Origin of the sequence: Stenotrophomonas sp. SAU14A_NAIMI4_8 (genome assembly GCF_003086695.1) — a bacterium.
In the GTDB taxonomy this organism is placed as follows: Bacteria; Pseudomonadota; Gammaproteobacteria; order Xanthomonadales; family Xanthomonadaceae; genus Stenotrophomonas.
In genome coordinates this window covers 3,558,835-3,571,689 of sequence record NZ_CP025999.1, presented here as the reverse complement: position 1 = coordinate 3,571,689, position 12,855 = coordinate 3,558,835, and the positions used below count along the sequence as shown (strand labels likewise).

General features: G+C 68.6%; 15 protein-coding genes and 1 other RNA gene. 2 read left to right on the top strand and 14 right to left on the bottom strand.

Annotation, left to right across the window (positions count from 1 at the left end; genetic code table 11):
• Positions 1 to 73 precede the first annotated feature (73 nt).
• The 7 genes from C1930_RS16220 to C1930_RS16190 all read right to left on the bottom strand — a co-directional run bounded on the left by C1930_RS16220 (position 74) and on the right by C1930_RS16190 (position 3,162).
• Entirely contained in the window at positions 74 to 520 is a 447-nt protein-coding gene (locus C1930_RS16220) for a DUF192 domain-containing protein (protein WP_108750990.1), read from the bottom strand.
• A gap of 21 nt (positions 521 to 541) precedes the next feature.
• The gene (gene rpiA, locus C1930_RS16215) at positions 542 to 1,189 is read right to left on the bottom strand and encodes a ribose-5-phosphate isomerase RpiA (RefSeq protein ID WP_108754044.1); all 648 of its coding nucleotides are present in this window, start codon (positions 1,187 to 1,189) and stop codon (positions 542 to 544) included.
• Between the two features lie 22 nt (positions 1,190 to 1,211).
• Positions 1,212 to 1,691 (bottom strand): EVE domain-containing protein, encoded by a 480-nt coding sequence (locus tag C1930_RS16210; protein WP_108754043.1) that lies wholly within the window; start codon positions 1,689 to 1,691, stop codon positions 1,212 to 1,214.
• Positions 1,688 to 2,281 (bottom strand): 5-formyltetrahydrofolate cyclo-ligase, encoded by a 594-nt coding sequence (locus C1930_RS16205; RefSeq protein ID WP_108754042.1) that lies wholly within the window; start codon positions 2,279 to 2,281, stop codon positions 1,688 to 1,690. The genes C1930_RS16210 and C1930_RS16205 overlap by 4 nt, the downstream gene beginning before the upstream one ends.
• An 83-nt stretch (positions 2,282 to 2,364) precedes the next feature.
• Positions 2,365 to 2,550, bottom strand: a non-coding RNA gene (gene ssrS / locus C1930_RS16200) — 6S RNA.
• Between the two features lie 97 nt (positions 2,551 to 2,647).
• Positions 2,648 to 2,944, bottom strand: a complete 297-nt coding sequence (locus C1930_RS16195; protein ID WP_108750986.1) for a cell division protein ZapA — start codon at positions 2,942 to 2,944, stop codon at positions 2,648 to 2,650.
• On the bottom strand, positions 2,941 to 3,162 hold the full coding sequence (locus tag C1930_RS16190; protein WP_079223080.1) for a TIGR02449 family protein: 222 nt from the start codon (positions 3,160 to 3,162) through the stop codon (positions 2,941 to 2,943). The genes C1930_RS16195 and C1930_RS16190 overlap by 4 nt, the downstream gene beginning before the upstream one ends.
• A 151-nt stretch (positions 3,163 to 3,313) precedes the next feature.
• On the opposite strand from C1930_RS16190, the gene C1930_RS16185 reads away from it, so the two are divergent.
• Together C1930_RS16185 and C1930_RS16180 are read left to right on the top strand one after the other, a co-directional pair.
• Complete coding sequence (locus tag C1930_RS16185; protein ID WP_108750985.1) at positions 3,314 to 3,862, top strand: UPF0149 family protein; 549 nt, start codon at positions 3,314 to 3,316, stop codon at positions 3,860 to 3,862.
• A gap of 5 nt (positions 3,863 to 3,867) precedes the next feature.
• Positions 3,868 to 5,190: an aminopeptidase P N-terminal domain-containing protein gene (locus C1930_RS16180; RefSeq protein ID WP_108757791.1), complete on the top strand. Its 1,323-nt coding sequence runs from the start codon at positions 3,868 to 3,870 to the stop codon at positions 5,188 to 5,190.
• A 508-nt stretch (positions 5,191 to 5,698) separates the two neighbouring features.
• Here the strand turns inward: C1930_RS16180 and pepQ are convergent.
• From pepQ to rph, 7 genes are all read right to left on the bottom strand, one after another.
• A complete protein-coding gene (gene pepQ / locus C1930_RS16175; RefSeq protein WP_108772193.1) occupies positions 5,699 to 7,030 on the bottom strand; it encodes a Xaa-Pro dipeptidase in 1,332 nt (443 codons plus the stop codon).
• 75 nt (positions 7,031 to 7,105) lie between these two features.
• Positions 7,106 to 7,480 (bottom strand): PilZ domain-containing protein, encoded by a 375-nt coding sequence (locus C1930_RS16170; RefSeq protein ID WP_108754040.1) that lies wholly within the window; start codon positions 7,478 to 7,480, stop codon positions 7,106 to 7,108.
• Positions 7,477 to 9,762 carry a DUF1631 family protein gene (locus C1930_RS16165; protein ID WP_108772192.1) on the bottom strand — a complete coding sequence of 762 codons (2,286 nt, stop codon included), beginning with the start codon at positions 9,760 to 9,762 and terminating at the stop codon, positions 7,477 to 7,479. The genes C1930_RS16170 and C1930_RS16165 overlap by 4 nt, the downstream gene beginning before the upstream one ends.
• A gap of 105 nt (positions 9,763 to 9,867) precedes the next feature.
• Positions 9,868 to 11,100 (bottom strand): radical SAM family heme chaperone HemW, encoded by a 1,233-nt coding sequence (gene hemW / locus C1930_RS16160; protein WP_108754038.1) that lies wholly within the window; start codon positions 11,098 to 11,100, stop codon positions 9,868 to 9,870.
• A 27-nt stretch (positions 11,101 to 11,127) separates the two neighbouring features.
• A complete protein-coding gene (gene rdgB, locus C1930_RS16155; RefSeq protein ID WP_108772191.1) occupies positions 11,128 to 11,724 on the bottom strand; it encodes an RdgB/HAM1 family non-canonical purine NTP pyrophosphatase in 597 nt (198 codons plus the stop codon).
• Positions 11,721 to 12,110, bottom strand: a complete 390-nt coding sequence (locus tag C1930_RS16150) for a VOC family protein (protein ID WP_108772190.1) — start codon at positions 12,108 to 12,110, stop codon at positions 11,721 to 11,723. Before C1930_RS16150 ends, rdgB begins: the two co-directional genes overlap by 4 nt.
• Positions 12,107 to 12,832: a ribonuclease PH gene (gene rph / locus C1930_RS16145; RefSeq protein WP_108750979.1), complete on the bottom strand. Its 726-nt coding sequence runs from the start codon at positions 12,830 to 12,832 to the stop codon at positions 12,107 to 12,109. Before rph ends, C1930_RS16150 begins: the two co-directional genes overlap by 4 nt.
• Positions 12,833 to 12,855: the final 23 nt, after the last annotated feature.

Below are 12,855 nucleotides of genomic sequence, written 5' to 3'. Positions count from 1 at the left end.
CCCTCGAAATGCACGAATTTGACGTTGCCGTTGATGTTGATTCGGCGGGTGCCGGGCGCAGCCCGGCGGTCCGTCAGTTCTCGATGCCCGGGCCGAAGGTCAGTGCGGTGCCGTCCTTCAGCTTCAGCTTTTCCGCCTGGCCCGCATTGAGCTCCAGCACGTAGCGGGCCGGGCCGCTGCTGGGGTAGGGCGGGCAGCGGTCGCCGGCCGAGCAGGGCGGCACATCGCGCTGCTGGCTGACCAGCCGGCGCTGGCTGTCGAAGTACAGGATGTCCAGCGCGATCCGGGTGTTCTTCATCCAGTACGCCTGCATCTCCTCCTGCTCGTGCACGAACAGCATGCCGTGGTCGGCCGGCATCTGGTCGCGGAACATCAGGCCGCGGGCGCGGGTGTCATCGTTGGTGGCCAGCTCGACTTTGTAACGGGCGCCGTCCAGCTCCACCCAGTGGCGGGCGGCATCGGTGGCACAGCCGGTCAGGGCCAGCAGCGGAAGCATCAGCAGCGAACGCAACAGCGACATCATCAGAGTCCTTCGCAGGGGTCAGAGCACGACCGGCGGTTCACCGCCGACAATCACCACATCGGCGCGGCGGCGCGCGAACAGGCCCACGCAGACCACGCCCGGCAGCTGGTTCAGCTCGCGCTCCAGCTTTTCCGGATCGGTGATCTGCAGGTTGTGGATGTCCAGGATCTGGTTGCCGTTGTCGGTCACCACGCCCTCGCGCCAGGTCGGCTGGCCGCCGGTCATGTCGCGGATCTGTCGGGCCACCAGGCTGCGCGCCATCGGAATCACTTCCACCGGCAGCGGGAAATTGCCCAGTACCGGCACCTGCTTGCTGGGATCGACGATGCAGACGAAACGCTCGCTGGCCTCGGCGATGATCTTTTCGCGGGTCAGCGCCGCGCCACCGCCCTTGATCAGGCACTTGCCCGGATCGCACTCATCGGCGCCGTCCACGTACAGCGACAGGTTGCCGGTGTGGTTCAGCTCGATCACCTCGATGCCGTGCTGCTTCAGGCGCGCGGTGCTCTGTTCCGAACTGGACACCGCGCCCTTGATGCGGTGCTGGATGCGGGCCAGCGCATCGATGAAGTAGGCCACGGTGGAACCGGTGCCGACCCCGACGATCATGCCGTCTTCGACGTATTCGATGGCTTTTTCAGCGGCCAGGCGCTTGGCTTCGGACATGGGAAAACTCTCAGGCAGGGAATCAGGATTTCTTTTCCAGCGACAGCAGCAGCTTCCACTGCGGGGCCGTCACCGGGAACACCGACAGGCGGTTGCCCTTGGCAACCAGCGGGAAACCTTCGCCAAGTTCGTCGGCGTGCAGCTTGATCTCGTCCAGCGCGATCACCTGCGGCAGCTTGCGGTCGAAGGCCACGTCCACCAGCATCCAGCGCGGGTTCTCGCGCGTGCTCTTGGGGTCGTGGTAGTCGGATTCCGGGTCGAACTGGGTGTCGTCCGGGTAGGCCGGGCTGGCCACGGTGGCCAGGCCGACGATGCCGGGCACCTTGGTATTGGAGTGGTAGAACAGGATGCCGTCGCCCACCTGCATGCCGTCGCGCATGAAGTTGCGCGCCTGGTAGTTGCGCACGCCGTTCCAGGGCTCGACCTTCACCTTGGCCAGGTCATCGATGGAAAAAGCGTCCGGTTCGGACTTCATCAGCCAATAGCGCTTGCGGGCGGTCATGCGTTCACGGGGGCAGCGGAGGGGAACAGGGTGCCGTCTTCGGTGCAGATCGCATCCACCGGCACGTCCCACGACGCCACCGGCAAGGACTCGACCTGCTGCGCGGCGAACGCGGCACCCACCAGCCAGGGCGGTGCCGGCCGGTCGTGGCGGAAGGCGAAGCTGCGATCATACCAGCCGCCCCCCATGCCCAGCCGCCGGCACTGCGCGTCGAAGCCCACCAGCGGGGTGACCACCAGCGCCATCTGGCTGGCGTCCAGGGTGTCGGCCACGGCCACATCGGGCTCGGGAATGCCGTAGCGGTTGCTGGTCAGGGGCTGGCCCGGCCGCCACGGCGCAAAGCGCAGCACATCGCCGGCCAGCACCGGCAGGCAATAGGCCACGGTGTCAGGCAGCTGCAGTTGCCAGCGGTGCAGGGCGATCTCGCCATCCAGCGCCCAGTAGCCGGCCACGGCGCCTTCGCGCGGGGCGAAGGGCAGGGCCAGCAGGGCGTCGGCCAGCGATTCGGCAGCCGCAATGCGGATGGGCGCGGAAAGTGCGCGGCGGCGTTGCCGCAGGTCGTGGCGCAGGGCCTGGCGCGGGTCGGTCATGGCAGGTGGCGGCAGGAAACAGCGGCCATTGTGCCGGAAAGAACAAGGGCGACGCCCGAAGACGCCGCCCTTGCTGGAATATTGCATTCTCCGCAATGTCGATGCATGCGAAACGACCTTGAACCCGGGGGCTCAAGTGGGAACGCTGGAGAACCATCGGGCTTCCCGCTACAAGGCGGACCTGCACTCCCGGCGCTGTCGCGCTCCCGGTGTCGTTCTTAAGGGACAAGGCGAATGTTTGCACATGCCGTCGAGTACCGCAGAGAACGCGTGGCCATTATAGCCAGCGTGCACGATCTGGATAGGCCGTTCGTCGGCAACAGTCCGTGCCAATTCAGATATGAGAAGACGCGTTGTGCGCGTTGCTCACACGCTGCTATCGATCGCGCGGTCCAGGCGCCGGTTCAGATCGGCCAGGGTCTGCTGCAGGGCCACCGCTTGGCGCGCGTTCTCGTCGCGCAGCAGTTGCAGCTCGTGGGCCAGATTCAGTGCGGCCAGCACCGCCACCCGATCAACAGCGGCCATGCGGTTGCTGCCGCGGATTTCGCGCATGCGTGCATCCAGCAGGCGCGCGGCGGCCATCAGGCTGTCGCGTTCATCGCCGCCCACGCCCACGGTGTATTCACGATCGAGGATGCGGACACTGACCGGTTCTGCGCTCATGTGTGCTGCTCCAGGGATTTGAGCCGGCTGATCATCGCTTCCACCCGCGAGCGGGCCTGTTCGTTCTTGGCCAGCAGGGTGGACCGCTCGGCCACCAGCTGTTCCTGCTGGTGGCGCAGGCTGCGGTTCTCCTCGGCCAGGCGCTGGTTGCGCTCCAGCAGCGCTTCCACGCGGGCGGCAAAAGCCTGCAGCTGGGCAAGGGGGTCGGCGGGTTCCATGCCGCACGATAGGCAAGCCGGGTAAGGGCGGTCAAGCGTTGTCGCAGCAGGGCCGGACTGCCACGAGGACGACCCGGTTGGGTTGCTACACTACAGGGCTCACGGGCGCGCGCGTGCGCGCCCCGGGTTTCCCTTACGAACGAGCCGCACGATGACCGAACTTCCCTCCGTCGACGACGTTTCCCGCGCCAGCCAGGAACTGGGCCTGGGCGCCACCGCTGCCGAGCTGCATGGCGGCCTGTGCGGCTGGCTGGCCGCCGGCGGCGCCCCCGGCAACGACTGGCCGGCCCGCGTGCTGGCCGACGACAATCTGGCCCCGGTCGCCCCCGGCAGCGCGCTGGCGCAGCTGCTGGAAGCCACCATCAAGCAGCTGGAAGACCGCGATTTCGCCTTCGAGCTGCTGCTGACCGACAACGACGACGTGGCCGCGCAGGCCGATGCCATGTTCAGCTGGACCCGTTCGTTCCTGGGTGGCTTCGGCCTGGGCAGCGGCGGCCGCCGTCCCACCCTGTCCGAAGAGGGCGAGGAAGCGCTGACCGACATGGCCAGCCTGGCGCGTGCCTCCAGCGAGGATTTCGAAGCCGGCGGCGAGGACGATGACGAGGCGCTGTCGGAAATCGAGGAATTCATCCGCGTGGCAGTGCTGCTGCTGCACGGCGATGTGGTGCTGGCCGCGCGCCACCGCCAGCGCCTGAACTGATGGATATCAAGCAGCGCACCGGCATTGCCGCCGGCGAGTACAAGCGCCGCCGCCGCCAGCTGATGGACATGGCCGGCGACGATGCGATCCTGGTCCTGCCGGCGGCCTCGGAGAAGGTGCGCAGCCTGGATACCCATTTCCCGTTCCGCCAGGATTCGGATTTCCAGTACCTGAGCGGCTTCCCGGAACCGGAGGCCGTGCTGGTGCTGATTCCCGGCCGCCGCCACGGCGAGGCCATCCTGTTCTGTCGCGAGCGCGATGCCGAGCGCGAGGCGTGGGATGGCAGCCGCGCGGGCCAGGACGGGGCGGTGGCGCACTACGGCATGGACGATGCCTACCCGATCGATGATCTGGACGACATCCTGCCGGGGCTGCTGGAAGGGCGCTCGCGCGTCTATTACCACTTCGGCCGCGAAGCGGATTTCGACCTGAAGCTGATTGGCTGGGTGAACCGCGTGCGCTCGCAGGTGCGCCACGGCGCGCAGCCGCCGCACGAGTTCCTGGAACTGGGGCACCTGCTGCACGAGCAGCGCCTGTTCAAATCCGGTGCCGAAGTGGCGTTGATGCAGCATGCGGCGCAGATCAGCGTGCGTGCGCACCTGGCGGCAATGCACGCGGCCAAGGCGGGCATCCACGAGTACGAACTGCAGGCCGAACTGGAGCGGGTGTTCCGCGCCAGCGATGCCGTTCCCGCGTACTGCAGCATTGTCGGTGCCGGTCGCAACGGTTGCATCCTGCATTACCGCGACAACAATGCGCGCTCGCGCGACGGCGAACTGGTGCTGATCGATGCGGGCGCCGAATACCGCGGCTACGCCAGCGACATCACCCGCACCTTCCCGGTGAACGGCCGCTTCACTGCCGAACAGCGTGCACTGCACGATCTGGTCGGCCAGGCGCAGGCCGCCGCCATGGCGCAGGCGCGCCCGGGCGTGGCCTACGAGACCGGCCACCTGGCCGCCGTGCAGACCCTGACCGAGGGCCTGCTGCGGCTGGGCCTGCTGAAGGGCACGCTGGAAAAGAACCTGGCCGAAGGGCTGTACCAGCGTTTCTACCGGCACAAGACCGGGCACTGGATCGGCCTGGACGTACACGATGTGGGCGACTACCGGCTGGCCGGCGAATCGCGCCTGCTGGAGCCGGGCATGGCCTTCACCATCGAGCCGGGCCTGTATATCGGCGTGGACGACACCACGGTGGAGCCGCGCTGGCGCGGTATCGGCATCCGCACCGAGGATGACGTGCTGATCACCGACGACGGTCATCGCGTGCTGACCGAAGGCCTGGCGCGCAGCGCCGACGAGATCGAAGCGGTGATGGCGGGTTGAGCGGGACTGCGTAGAGTCGAGCTTGCTCGACTGAAGCAACGGCAACGGCCAAAGCAAGAGCGGCATTCCGTGGGATGGCGGGGCACTGCGGGTTTGCGGGGACGCCGCAAACTCGCAGTGCCCCGCCTTCGACAGGTGCACGCGGCTGTTGGTAGGTGCCGACCGTTGATCGGCACATCTGTCAGGTATCGAATGAATCATCCACGCATGGCGTGGATCTACTGGCGACGGCAGTTGTTGGTAGGTGTCGACCTTGGTCGACACAGAGCGAGCGCAGCGAGCGACCCGCTTCTGCTCTTCTTTTTTCTTTTCCGTGGCTGGACGCGCACGGAAACTGTCAGAGGTGGGGCGGGGTGGGTTCGCGGGGGTGTCCGCGGCATGGATGCCGCGGACAAGCCTCCAGGGATGGATTCACGGCGTCCCCCGCGAACCCACCCCGCCCCGCCAAGCGCGCATGACGCCAGTCGACTGACAGTCGACTTTACCTGTGAGGTCAGCCACGAGGGGCTCAGCCGTTGGCTGCCGCAAACGCCGGGCGGGTCAGGTTGTCCGCGTCGCCTTCGGTGCACAGCACTTCGTCTTCGATGCGGATGCCACCGTAGGGGCGGAAGAAATCCACGCGGTCCCAGTTGATCGCATCGCCATGGCCGGCCGCCTTCACTTCGTTCAACAGCATGTCGATGAAGTACAGGCCCGGTTCGATGGTCACCACCATGCCCGGCTCCAGCACGCGGGTCAGGCGCAGGTAGGGGTGGCCGGCCGGGCGCTCGATGCGGCCGCCGTCTTCGCCGGCCGCGAAACCGGCCACGTCGTGTACCTGCAGGCCGATCAGGTGGCCGATGCCGTGCGGGAAGAACGCGGCGCTGACGCCGGTTTCCAGCGCGGTCTGCGGCGAAACCTTGATCACGCCGAAGTCCTTCAGCACGCCCATCAGCGACAGGTGCGCGTCCACGTGCAGCTGCTTGTAGTCGAAGCCGGCACGCACGGCCGCGCACATCTGCTGCTGGGCCGCGTCCACCGCTTCGATCATCGCGGCGAACTCGTCGTGGCCGTGCGCGGCGTAGGTGCGGGTGATGTCGCTGGCGTAGCCGAGGGCGCTGGCACCGGCATCGATCAGGAAGCTGCGCAGCGGCTGCGGTGCCTTGCGGCCCAGCTCGGTGTAATGCAGCACGGCCGCGTGTTCGTTCAGGGCCACGATGTTGCCGTAGGGCAGCTCGTTGGCATCCTGGCCGACGGCCTGGCAGTACGCCATGTGGATGTTGAATTCGTCGGCACCGTTGCGGAAGGCGGCCTCGGCCGCGCGGTGGCCGCGCACGCCCAGCACCTGCGCCTGGCGCATCAGGGCCACTTCATACGGCGTCTTGTAGGCGCGGTGCCATTCCAGGTAGTTCACCACCGGCGCCGGGTTGTTCGGCACGTAGGCGCCCAGCGCGCTCTGCGGCTCACCCAGTATCGCGCAGCGGGCCGGGTTGGCCGGCAGCAGGGCCAGCGCCTCGTCCGGCGTGCGGATGATGTGGATGTCGAAGTGCTCCACCCACCAGCCGCTGGGGGCATCGGGCACCACGTGCCAGTAGTCGAAGGGCTGGTGGAAGATCACCGCCGGGCGCTTGCCCGGGGTGAACACCACCCAGCTGTTGGGCACGCGGGTGAGCGGCAGCCAGGCCTTGAACTGCGGGTTCACCGCATAGGGGTAATCACGATCGTCGAACACCTGGTAATGCAGGGTGCCGCTGGGCACCACCAGATGGTCGAAGCCGCCGCGCGCCAGCGCCTGTTCGGCGCGTCGGCACAGCACGGCCAGGTGGTCGGAATACAGGGCGCCGGGGTCTTGCTGGATCATTGCGGTGGCTCGACACGGAAAACGGCCTTAGATTCTGCCGCATACGGCGAAAAACCGCTGTGCCGGAACCGGCACTCAGCCTGTCGAAACCGGCGCCTGATCGTTGTCCTCGCCGATCCAGCCGCGCAGCAGCTGGCGGTGCTCGCGCGACAGGGTCAGGAAACGGAAGCCGGCCCAGTGCTGGCCCGGCACGTGCGCCGGTTCGCTCCACAGCAGGTGCACGCCTACGTCGATCGTTTCATTGCGGCCATCGCCCAGCGCCAGCGGGAAGCGCAGCTGGTACAGCGCATCCTCGCGCAGGCCGGTGCTGGCCAGCATCAGCATGCCGGTTTCGGAAACATTGCCCAGCCGGCCGATCACGGCGTCGCGCATCTGGTCGGTGACCGGCACCAGGTCGGCTACCTGCCGGCGCGGGGCGCGGCGGGTATCCACGGGCGGTTGCGTGCTCATGCCTTGGGCTCCGGGTTCAGGCGGCTGGCCAGCGAACGCAGCGCCGACAGGCTGGCCTGCCAGGCGCGGTCCACCAGACGGCCCTTTTCTTCGGTGACCAGCTGGGCCTGGCCGCCGGCCATCTGTCGCGCCAGCGTATCCAGCGTGGTTTCGCCGATCTTCTGGCCACGGGCGTTCACCAGCAGTACGTGCCCGGTCAGCAGGCTGTACCAGGACAGGCGCTGGCGCCGTTGCGCACCGTCGCCCACGTCGATGTCGAACCAGCTGCCGAAGGGCAGGGTGACCAGCTGCTGGTAGCAGGCCTCCTCGCTGTCGCTGCGCGCGCTGCGCCCGGCGTCGGCCTGGCTGTCGGCGCTGCCGTCGTTCTGTTCGCCCAAGCGAGCACGTGCCTTCAGGCGCGCGCTCAGTTCCGTGCGCGAGGTGCTTTCGTCTTCGCCGCCCGGGGTTGCCAGGCGACGGGCCACGGCGGCGGCTTCGTCGGCGTGGTAGCCCACCTGCAGCAGCGCCGCTTCCACATCGGCGGCCAGCGGTGCGTCGGTGATGCCGGCCGCGCTGGCCGGTGCGGCGGTGACCGTGGCGATGCGCTCGGTCTGCTGCAGGCGCTCGCGCCATTGCGGCGAATCTTCGCCGTGGCGCAGCCGGGTAAGGGTGAGGGCATCGGCCCAGGCCTGGCGCAGCAGGGTCTGCACGAAGCGCGGCGGCTGCGTGGCCTGGCACCACTGGTCGATCTGGGTGGTGGCTTCGCGCCGGGCCAGTTCCAGCCGTTCCTTGCCGCGTGCGGCTTCCACGTGGCGGCGTTCGGCCAGTTCGGCGCGGTGTGCGGCGGCGCGCTGGTGCTGCTGGATTTCTTCGTTGGCGGCGGCAAACGCTTCCGGCGTGCGCGCATCCTGGCCCAGCAGGCCCTGCACGCTCTGCGCCAGCCGCTGCAGCAGCTGCGGGTCCACGTCGTCGTCGCCCAGCCAGCGTGCGCCGGCTTCGGCCACGGTGTTCAGCAGTTCGCGCGCCGGGTGTTCGTCGCGCACGAAGAAGGCCGGGTCGGCCATGGCGGCGCGGGCAAGCGGTACCTGCAGGCGCGCCAGCAGGGCCGCCGGTACCGGGTCGGGCCGTTGTTGCTGCTGCACCTGCTGCAACAGCAGCCGCAGCAGGTCCAGGTTGTCGCGGTCGTGCCCGGCCAGTTGCGCCTGCGCGCCATGTTCGCTGCGCAGTTGGGCCAGCAGGGCGCCCTGCAGGTCGGTCACGCTGGTGGCGGCGCTGGCCTGCCCCTGCAGGCGTGCCAGCACGGCATCCACCGCGGCGGTGGGCAGCGCGGCCGGTTCCAGTGCCAGCGGCTGCGCCGGCAGGCGGCGGGCCTGCTGCAGCAGTTCGTGCAGAACGGTGTTGGCCGGCACGGTCAGCCCGGCGGCCGCCGCATCGGCGCCGGCAAAGGCGTCCTGCATCAGGTTCGACCACGAACCGGCCGGTGCCGACCCACCCCAGCCGGTCATCGGGGTCACCGTGCGCGGGGCAGGGCGCCCACTGCGTTCGTGACCGACCGAACGGGTGATCACCCGACGGGTGGCCGACGAACGCGCCAGGTAGGGGGTGTAGACCAGGCCGGGCAGCACGCCGTGCTGGGCCAGCAGCGCGTTGGCGCGGTCCAGGGTATCGCCCAGCCGTTCCAGGCACTGCCGCTCGAAACTGCGGTACAGCGCCAGCTGCACCTCCATGCTCAGGCCATCGCGTTCAGCCAGGCGGCGCACCATCGCGCACAGCGCCTGCGGTGCCAGCGGCAGCGTTTCCGCATCGAAGGCCGGCGCTGCGGCCAGCACGCCCATGCGCTGGCCCAGCAGGTTCAGCGCATTGGCCGAACGCAGGGTTTCCCTGCGCACCATTTCAACCAGCAGCAGGTCGCGGTCCACCTCGTGTTCGGCAACCAGCGACAGGCCCATCATGGTCGGCAGCGGTGGCGGCGTTGCCGCCGACGCGGGCGCGGCGGCCGGTTCGCGCAAGCGCACCAGCGCATCGGTCAGGGCATCGAGCATGCGCTCGCTGAAGTGCCCGGCGAAGGCGTGCAGTTGCCCGCGCTGGGCCAGCAGGTCGGCCTGCTGCTGCGGATTGCGCGCGTGGTCGGCGTCGTGCAGCAGGGTCTGTTCCAGCGCCTCCACCGTCAGGATCAACGGCGCGGTGAGGGTGTGGTGGCACAGGCCGATCAACGCGCCCAGCACCTCGCGTACCCGCGGTGGCAGGTCGGCGGCGGCCAGGCGCGCGGTGTCCGCGCTGGACAATGAAAAAACGGCAGACATCAACGAGGGGTTCCGGATTCCCGCGGATCGTTACGGCAATCTACCGTGTCGGCAGGGCAGGGCGCCAGCCGCCGGGCATGGCCCGGCGCCATCCAGGGCGCCCGATCAATCTTCCAGGAACAGACTCACCACATCGTTGGTGAAGCGCCGGCCCAGCTCGGTGGGCTGCACATGGCCGTCGGCCACCTGCAGCCAGCCGCGCTGGCGGGCCTGCGCCAGCGGCGCGTCCAACACGCTGCGTGGCAGGCCGGTACGCGATTCGAAATCGCGCAGGCTGAAGCCTTCGTGCAGGCGCAGCAGGTTCAGCATGTACTCGAACGGCAGGCGCTCGGCAGCGATCACCTCGTCACCGCCGAACGAGGCCGGGGTGCCGGCGCTGTCCAGGTACGCCTGCGGGTGCTTGACCTTCCAGCGCCGCAGCACGTGTTCTTCGGCGCCGGAACTGATCTTGCCGTGTGCGCCGGCGCCGATGCCCAGGTAATCGCCGAAGCGCCAGTAGTTCAGGTTGTGCGCGCTCTGCCGGCCGGGGCGGGCGTAGGCGCTGACCTCGTACTGGCCGTAACCGGCCTGGGCCAGCAAGGCCTGGCAGTGCTCCTGCATGTCCCAGGCATTGTCTTCATCGGGAATGCCCTGCGGCGGCCGCGCGAAGAACACCGTGTTCGGTTCCAGGGTCAGCTGGTAGTGCGAGATGTGCGCCGGCTGCAGGGCGAACGCGCGTTCCAGGTCGGCCTCGGCACCGGCCAGGGTCTGTTCCGGCAGCGCGTACATCAGGTCGATGTTGAAGTTGTCGTAGCCCGCGTCCTGGGCCATCTTCACCGCGCGCTCGGCCTCGCCACTGTCGTGGATGCGGCCCAGCCGCTTCAGCGCGGCATCGTCGAAACTCTGGATGCCGAAGCTGAGGCGGTTCACGCCTGCCGCGCGGTAGCGGTCGAAGCGCCCGTGTTCGGCGGTGCCCGGGTTGGTTTCCAGGGTGATTTCGGCATTGGGCGCGAAGCGCAGGCGCGCGCTGGCCTGCTGCAGGAAGCGGTCGATGGCCTCGGGCGGGAACAGGCTGGGCGTACCGCCGCCGAAGAACACGCTGTGCACCACCCGGCCCCAGACCAGCGGCAGATCCTGGTCCAGGTCGCGCAGCAGGGCGTCGATGTAGGCCTCGAACGGCAGCTCACCCTTGGCCTGGTGCGAGTTGAAATCGCAGTACGGGCATTTGCGCACGCACCAGGGCAGGTGCACGTACAGCGACAGCGGCGGCGGCACCAGCCGCACCGGTGCGGGGTGGCCGTGGTCGCCGTCGCAGGCTTCGCCGGGCAGGTGGTTGCAGTGATCGTGGGCGTGGGACATGACGGCAGAACTACGTGCGGGTGTAGGTCAGAGAGCGGCAGCCAGCTGCAGCTTCAGCTGCTGCAGGGCCAGTGCGCGGTGGCTGATCGCGTTCTTCAGCGCCGGCTCCATTTCCGCGGCGGTCAGGCCGTGGGTGGTGTCCAGGAACACCGGGTTGTAGCCAAAACCATTCGTGCCGCGCAGTTCACGGACGATCTGCCCTTCCCAGCGGCCTTCGCAGATCAGCGGCTGCGGGTCGGTGGCGTGGCGCAGCAGCACGATCACCGCATAGAAACGCGCGCTGCGCTGGCCATCGGGCACATCGGCCATGGCCTGCAGCAGCTTGGCGTTGTTGGCCGCCGCGTTGGTCGGGTGGCCGGCATAGCGCGCGCTGTACAGGCCGGGCGCGCCGCCCAGGGCATCGACGATCAGGCCCGAATCATCGGCCAGCGCCGGCAGGCCGGTGGCCTCGCAGGCGGCGCGTGCCTTCAGCAGCGCGTTCTCGACGAAGGTCAGGCCGGTTTCGTCCACATCGCCCAGGCCCAGCTCGGCCGCCGAGGTGATCTGCAGCGGCAGGTCGGCCAGGATCTCCTGCATTTCCAACAGTTTGCCGGCGTTGTGGCTGGCAAGCACGAGCGTCTTCATGCGCGGGGCTCCAGCAGGTCCCAGGTGTTGCCGTACAGGTCGCGGAACACTGCAACGGTGGCATAGGGTTCTTCGCGCGGGGCTTCCTGGAATTCCACCCCGGCGGCCAGCATGGCGGCGTGGTCGCGGCGGAAATCATCGGTGTTCAGGAAGAAGCCGACGCGGCCGCCGGTCTGGTTGCCGATGCGGCTGCGCTGCTCCTCGTTGCTGGCGCGGGCCAGCAGCAGGGCGGCGGCGCTGCCGTCGGTCGGGCCGACCACCACCCAGCGCTTGCTGCCCTGGTCGATGTCCTCAAGCAGGGCAAAGCCCAGCTTGCCAGTGTACCAGGCAATGGCTTCGTCGTAGTCGGCCACCACCAGGGTGGTCAGGGCGATGCGACGGTTCATGCCGACAGCGCCGCCTGCTGCGCGGCCAGCAGTTCGCCCACGCCCTTTTCGGCCAGGCCCAGCAGCGCATCCAGTTCATCGCGGCGGAAGGCATGGCCTTCGGCGGTGCCCTGCAGTTCGATGAAGCCGCCGCCATCGTTCATGACCACGTTCATGTCGGTGTCGCAGTCGCTGTCTTCGGCGTAATCCAGGTCCAGCACCGGGGTGCCGCGGTACACGCCCACCGACACGGCAGCCACCGCGCCCAGGATCGGGTTGCGCTTGATGTCGCCGCGCTTCATCAGCACGTTCACCGCGTCGACCAGGGCCACGTAGGCGCCGGTGATGGCCGCGGTGCGGGTGCCACCGTCGGCCTGCAGCACGTCACAGTCCAGGGTGATGGTGCGTTCGCCCAGCGCGTTGCGGTCCACGCAGGCACGCAGGCTGCGGCCGATCAGGCGCTGGATTTCCAGCGTGCGGCCGCCCTGCTTGCCGCGCGCGGCTTCACGGTCGCTGCGGGTGTGGGTGGCGCGCGGCAGCATGCCGTATTCGGCGGTCACCCAGCCTTCGCCCTTGCCGCGCAGGAAGCCGGGCACGCGGTTTTCCACGCTGGCGGTGCACAGCACGCGGGTTTCACCGAAGCAGACCAGCACCGAGCCTTCGGCGTGGCGGGTGAAACCGCGTTGGATGACGACCGGGCGAAGCTGGTCGGGCTGGCGGCCACTGGGGCGGGCATCGGACATGGTGCGAATTCCCTGAAGGGTAA

Bases quoted from the DNA above. Each gene is read 5' to 3' on its own strand.
- C1930_RS16220 (WP_108750990.1), bottom strand. From the start codon at position 520: ATGTCGCTGTTGCGTTCGCTGCTGATGCTTCCGCTGCTGGCCCTGACC.
- rpiA (WP_108754044.1), bottom strand. From the start codon at position 1,189: ATGTCCGAAGCCAAGCGCCTGGCCGCTGAAAAAGCCATCGAATACGTC.
- C1930_RS16210 (WP_108754043.1), bottom strand. From the start codon at position 1,691: ATGACCGCCCGCAAGCGCTATTGGCTGATGAAGTCCGAACCGGACGCT.
- C1930_RS16205 (WP_108754042.1), bottom strand. From the start codon at position 2,281: ATGACCGACCCGCGCCAGGCCCTGCGCCACGACCTGCGGCAACGCCGC.
- C1930_RS16195 (WP_108750986.1), bottom strand. From the start codon at position 2,944: ATGAGCGCAGAACCGGTCAGTGTCCGCATCCTCGATCGTGAATACACC.
- C1930_RS16190 (WP_079223080.1), bottom strand. From the start codon at position 3,162: ATGGAACCCGCCGACCCCCTTGCCCAGCTGCAGGCTTTTGCCGCCCGC.
- C1930_RS16185 (WP_108750985.1), top strand. From the start codon at position 3,314: ATGACCGAACTTCCCTCCGTCGACGACGTTTCCCGCGCCAGCCAGGAA.
- pepQ (WP_108772193.1), bottom strand. From the start codon at position 7,030: ATGATCCAGCAAGACCCCGGCGCCCTGTATTCCGACCACCTGGCCGTG.
- C1930_RS16170 (WP_108754040.1), bottom strand. From the start codon at position 7,480: ATGAGCACGCAACCGCCCGTGGATACCCGCCGCGCCCCGCGCCGGCAG.
- C1930_RS16165 (WP_108772192.1), bottom strand. From the start codon at position 9,762: ATGTCTGCCGTTTTTTCATTGTCCAGCGCGGACACCGCGCGCCTGGCC.
- hemW (WP_108754038.1), bottom strand. From the start codon at position 11,100: ATGTCCCACGCCCACGATCACTGCAACCACCTGCCCGGCGAAGCCTGC.
- rdgB (WP_108772191.1), bottom strand. From the start codon at position 11,724: ATGAAGACGCTCGTGCTTGCCAGCCACAACGCCGGCAAACTGTTGGAA.
- C1930_RS16150 (WP_108772190.1), bottom strand. From the start codon at position 12,110: ATGAACCGTCGCATCGCCCTGACCACCCTGGTGGTGGCCGACTACGAC.
- rph (WP_108750979.1), bottom strand. From the start codon at position 12,832: ATGTCCGATGCCCGCCCCAGTGGCCGCCAGCCCGACCAGCTTCGCCCG.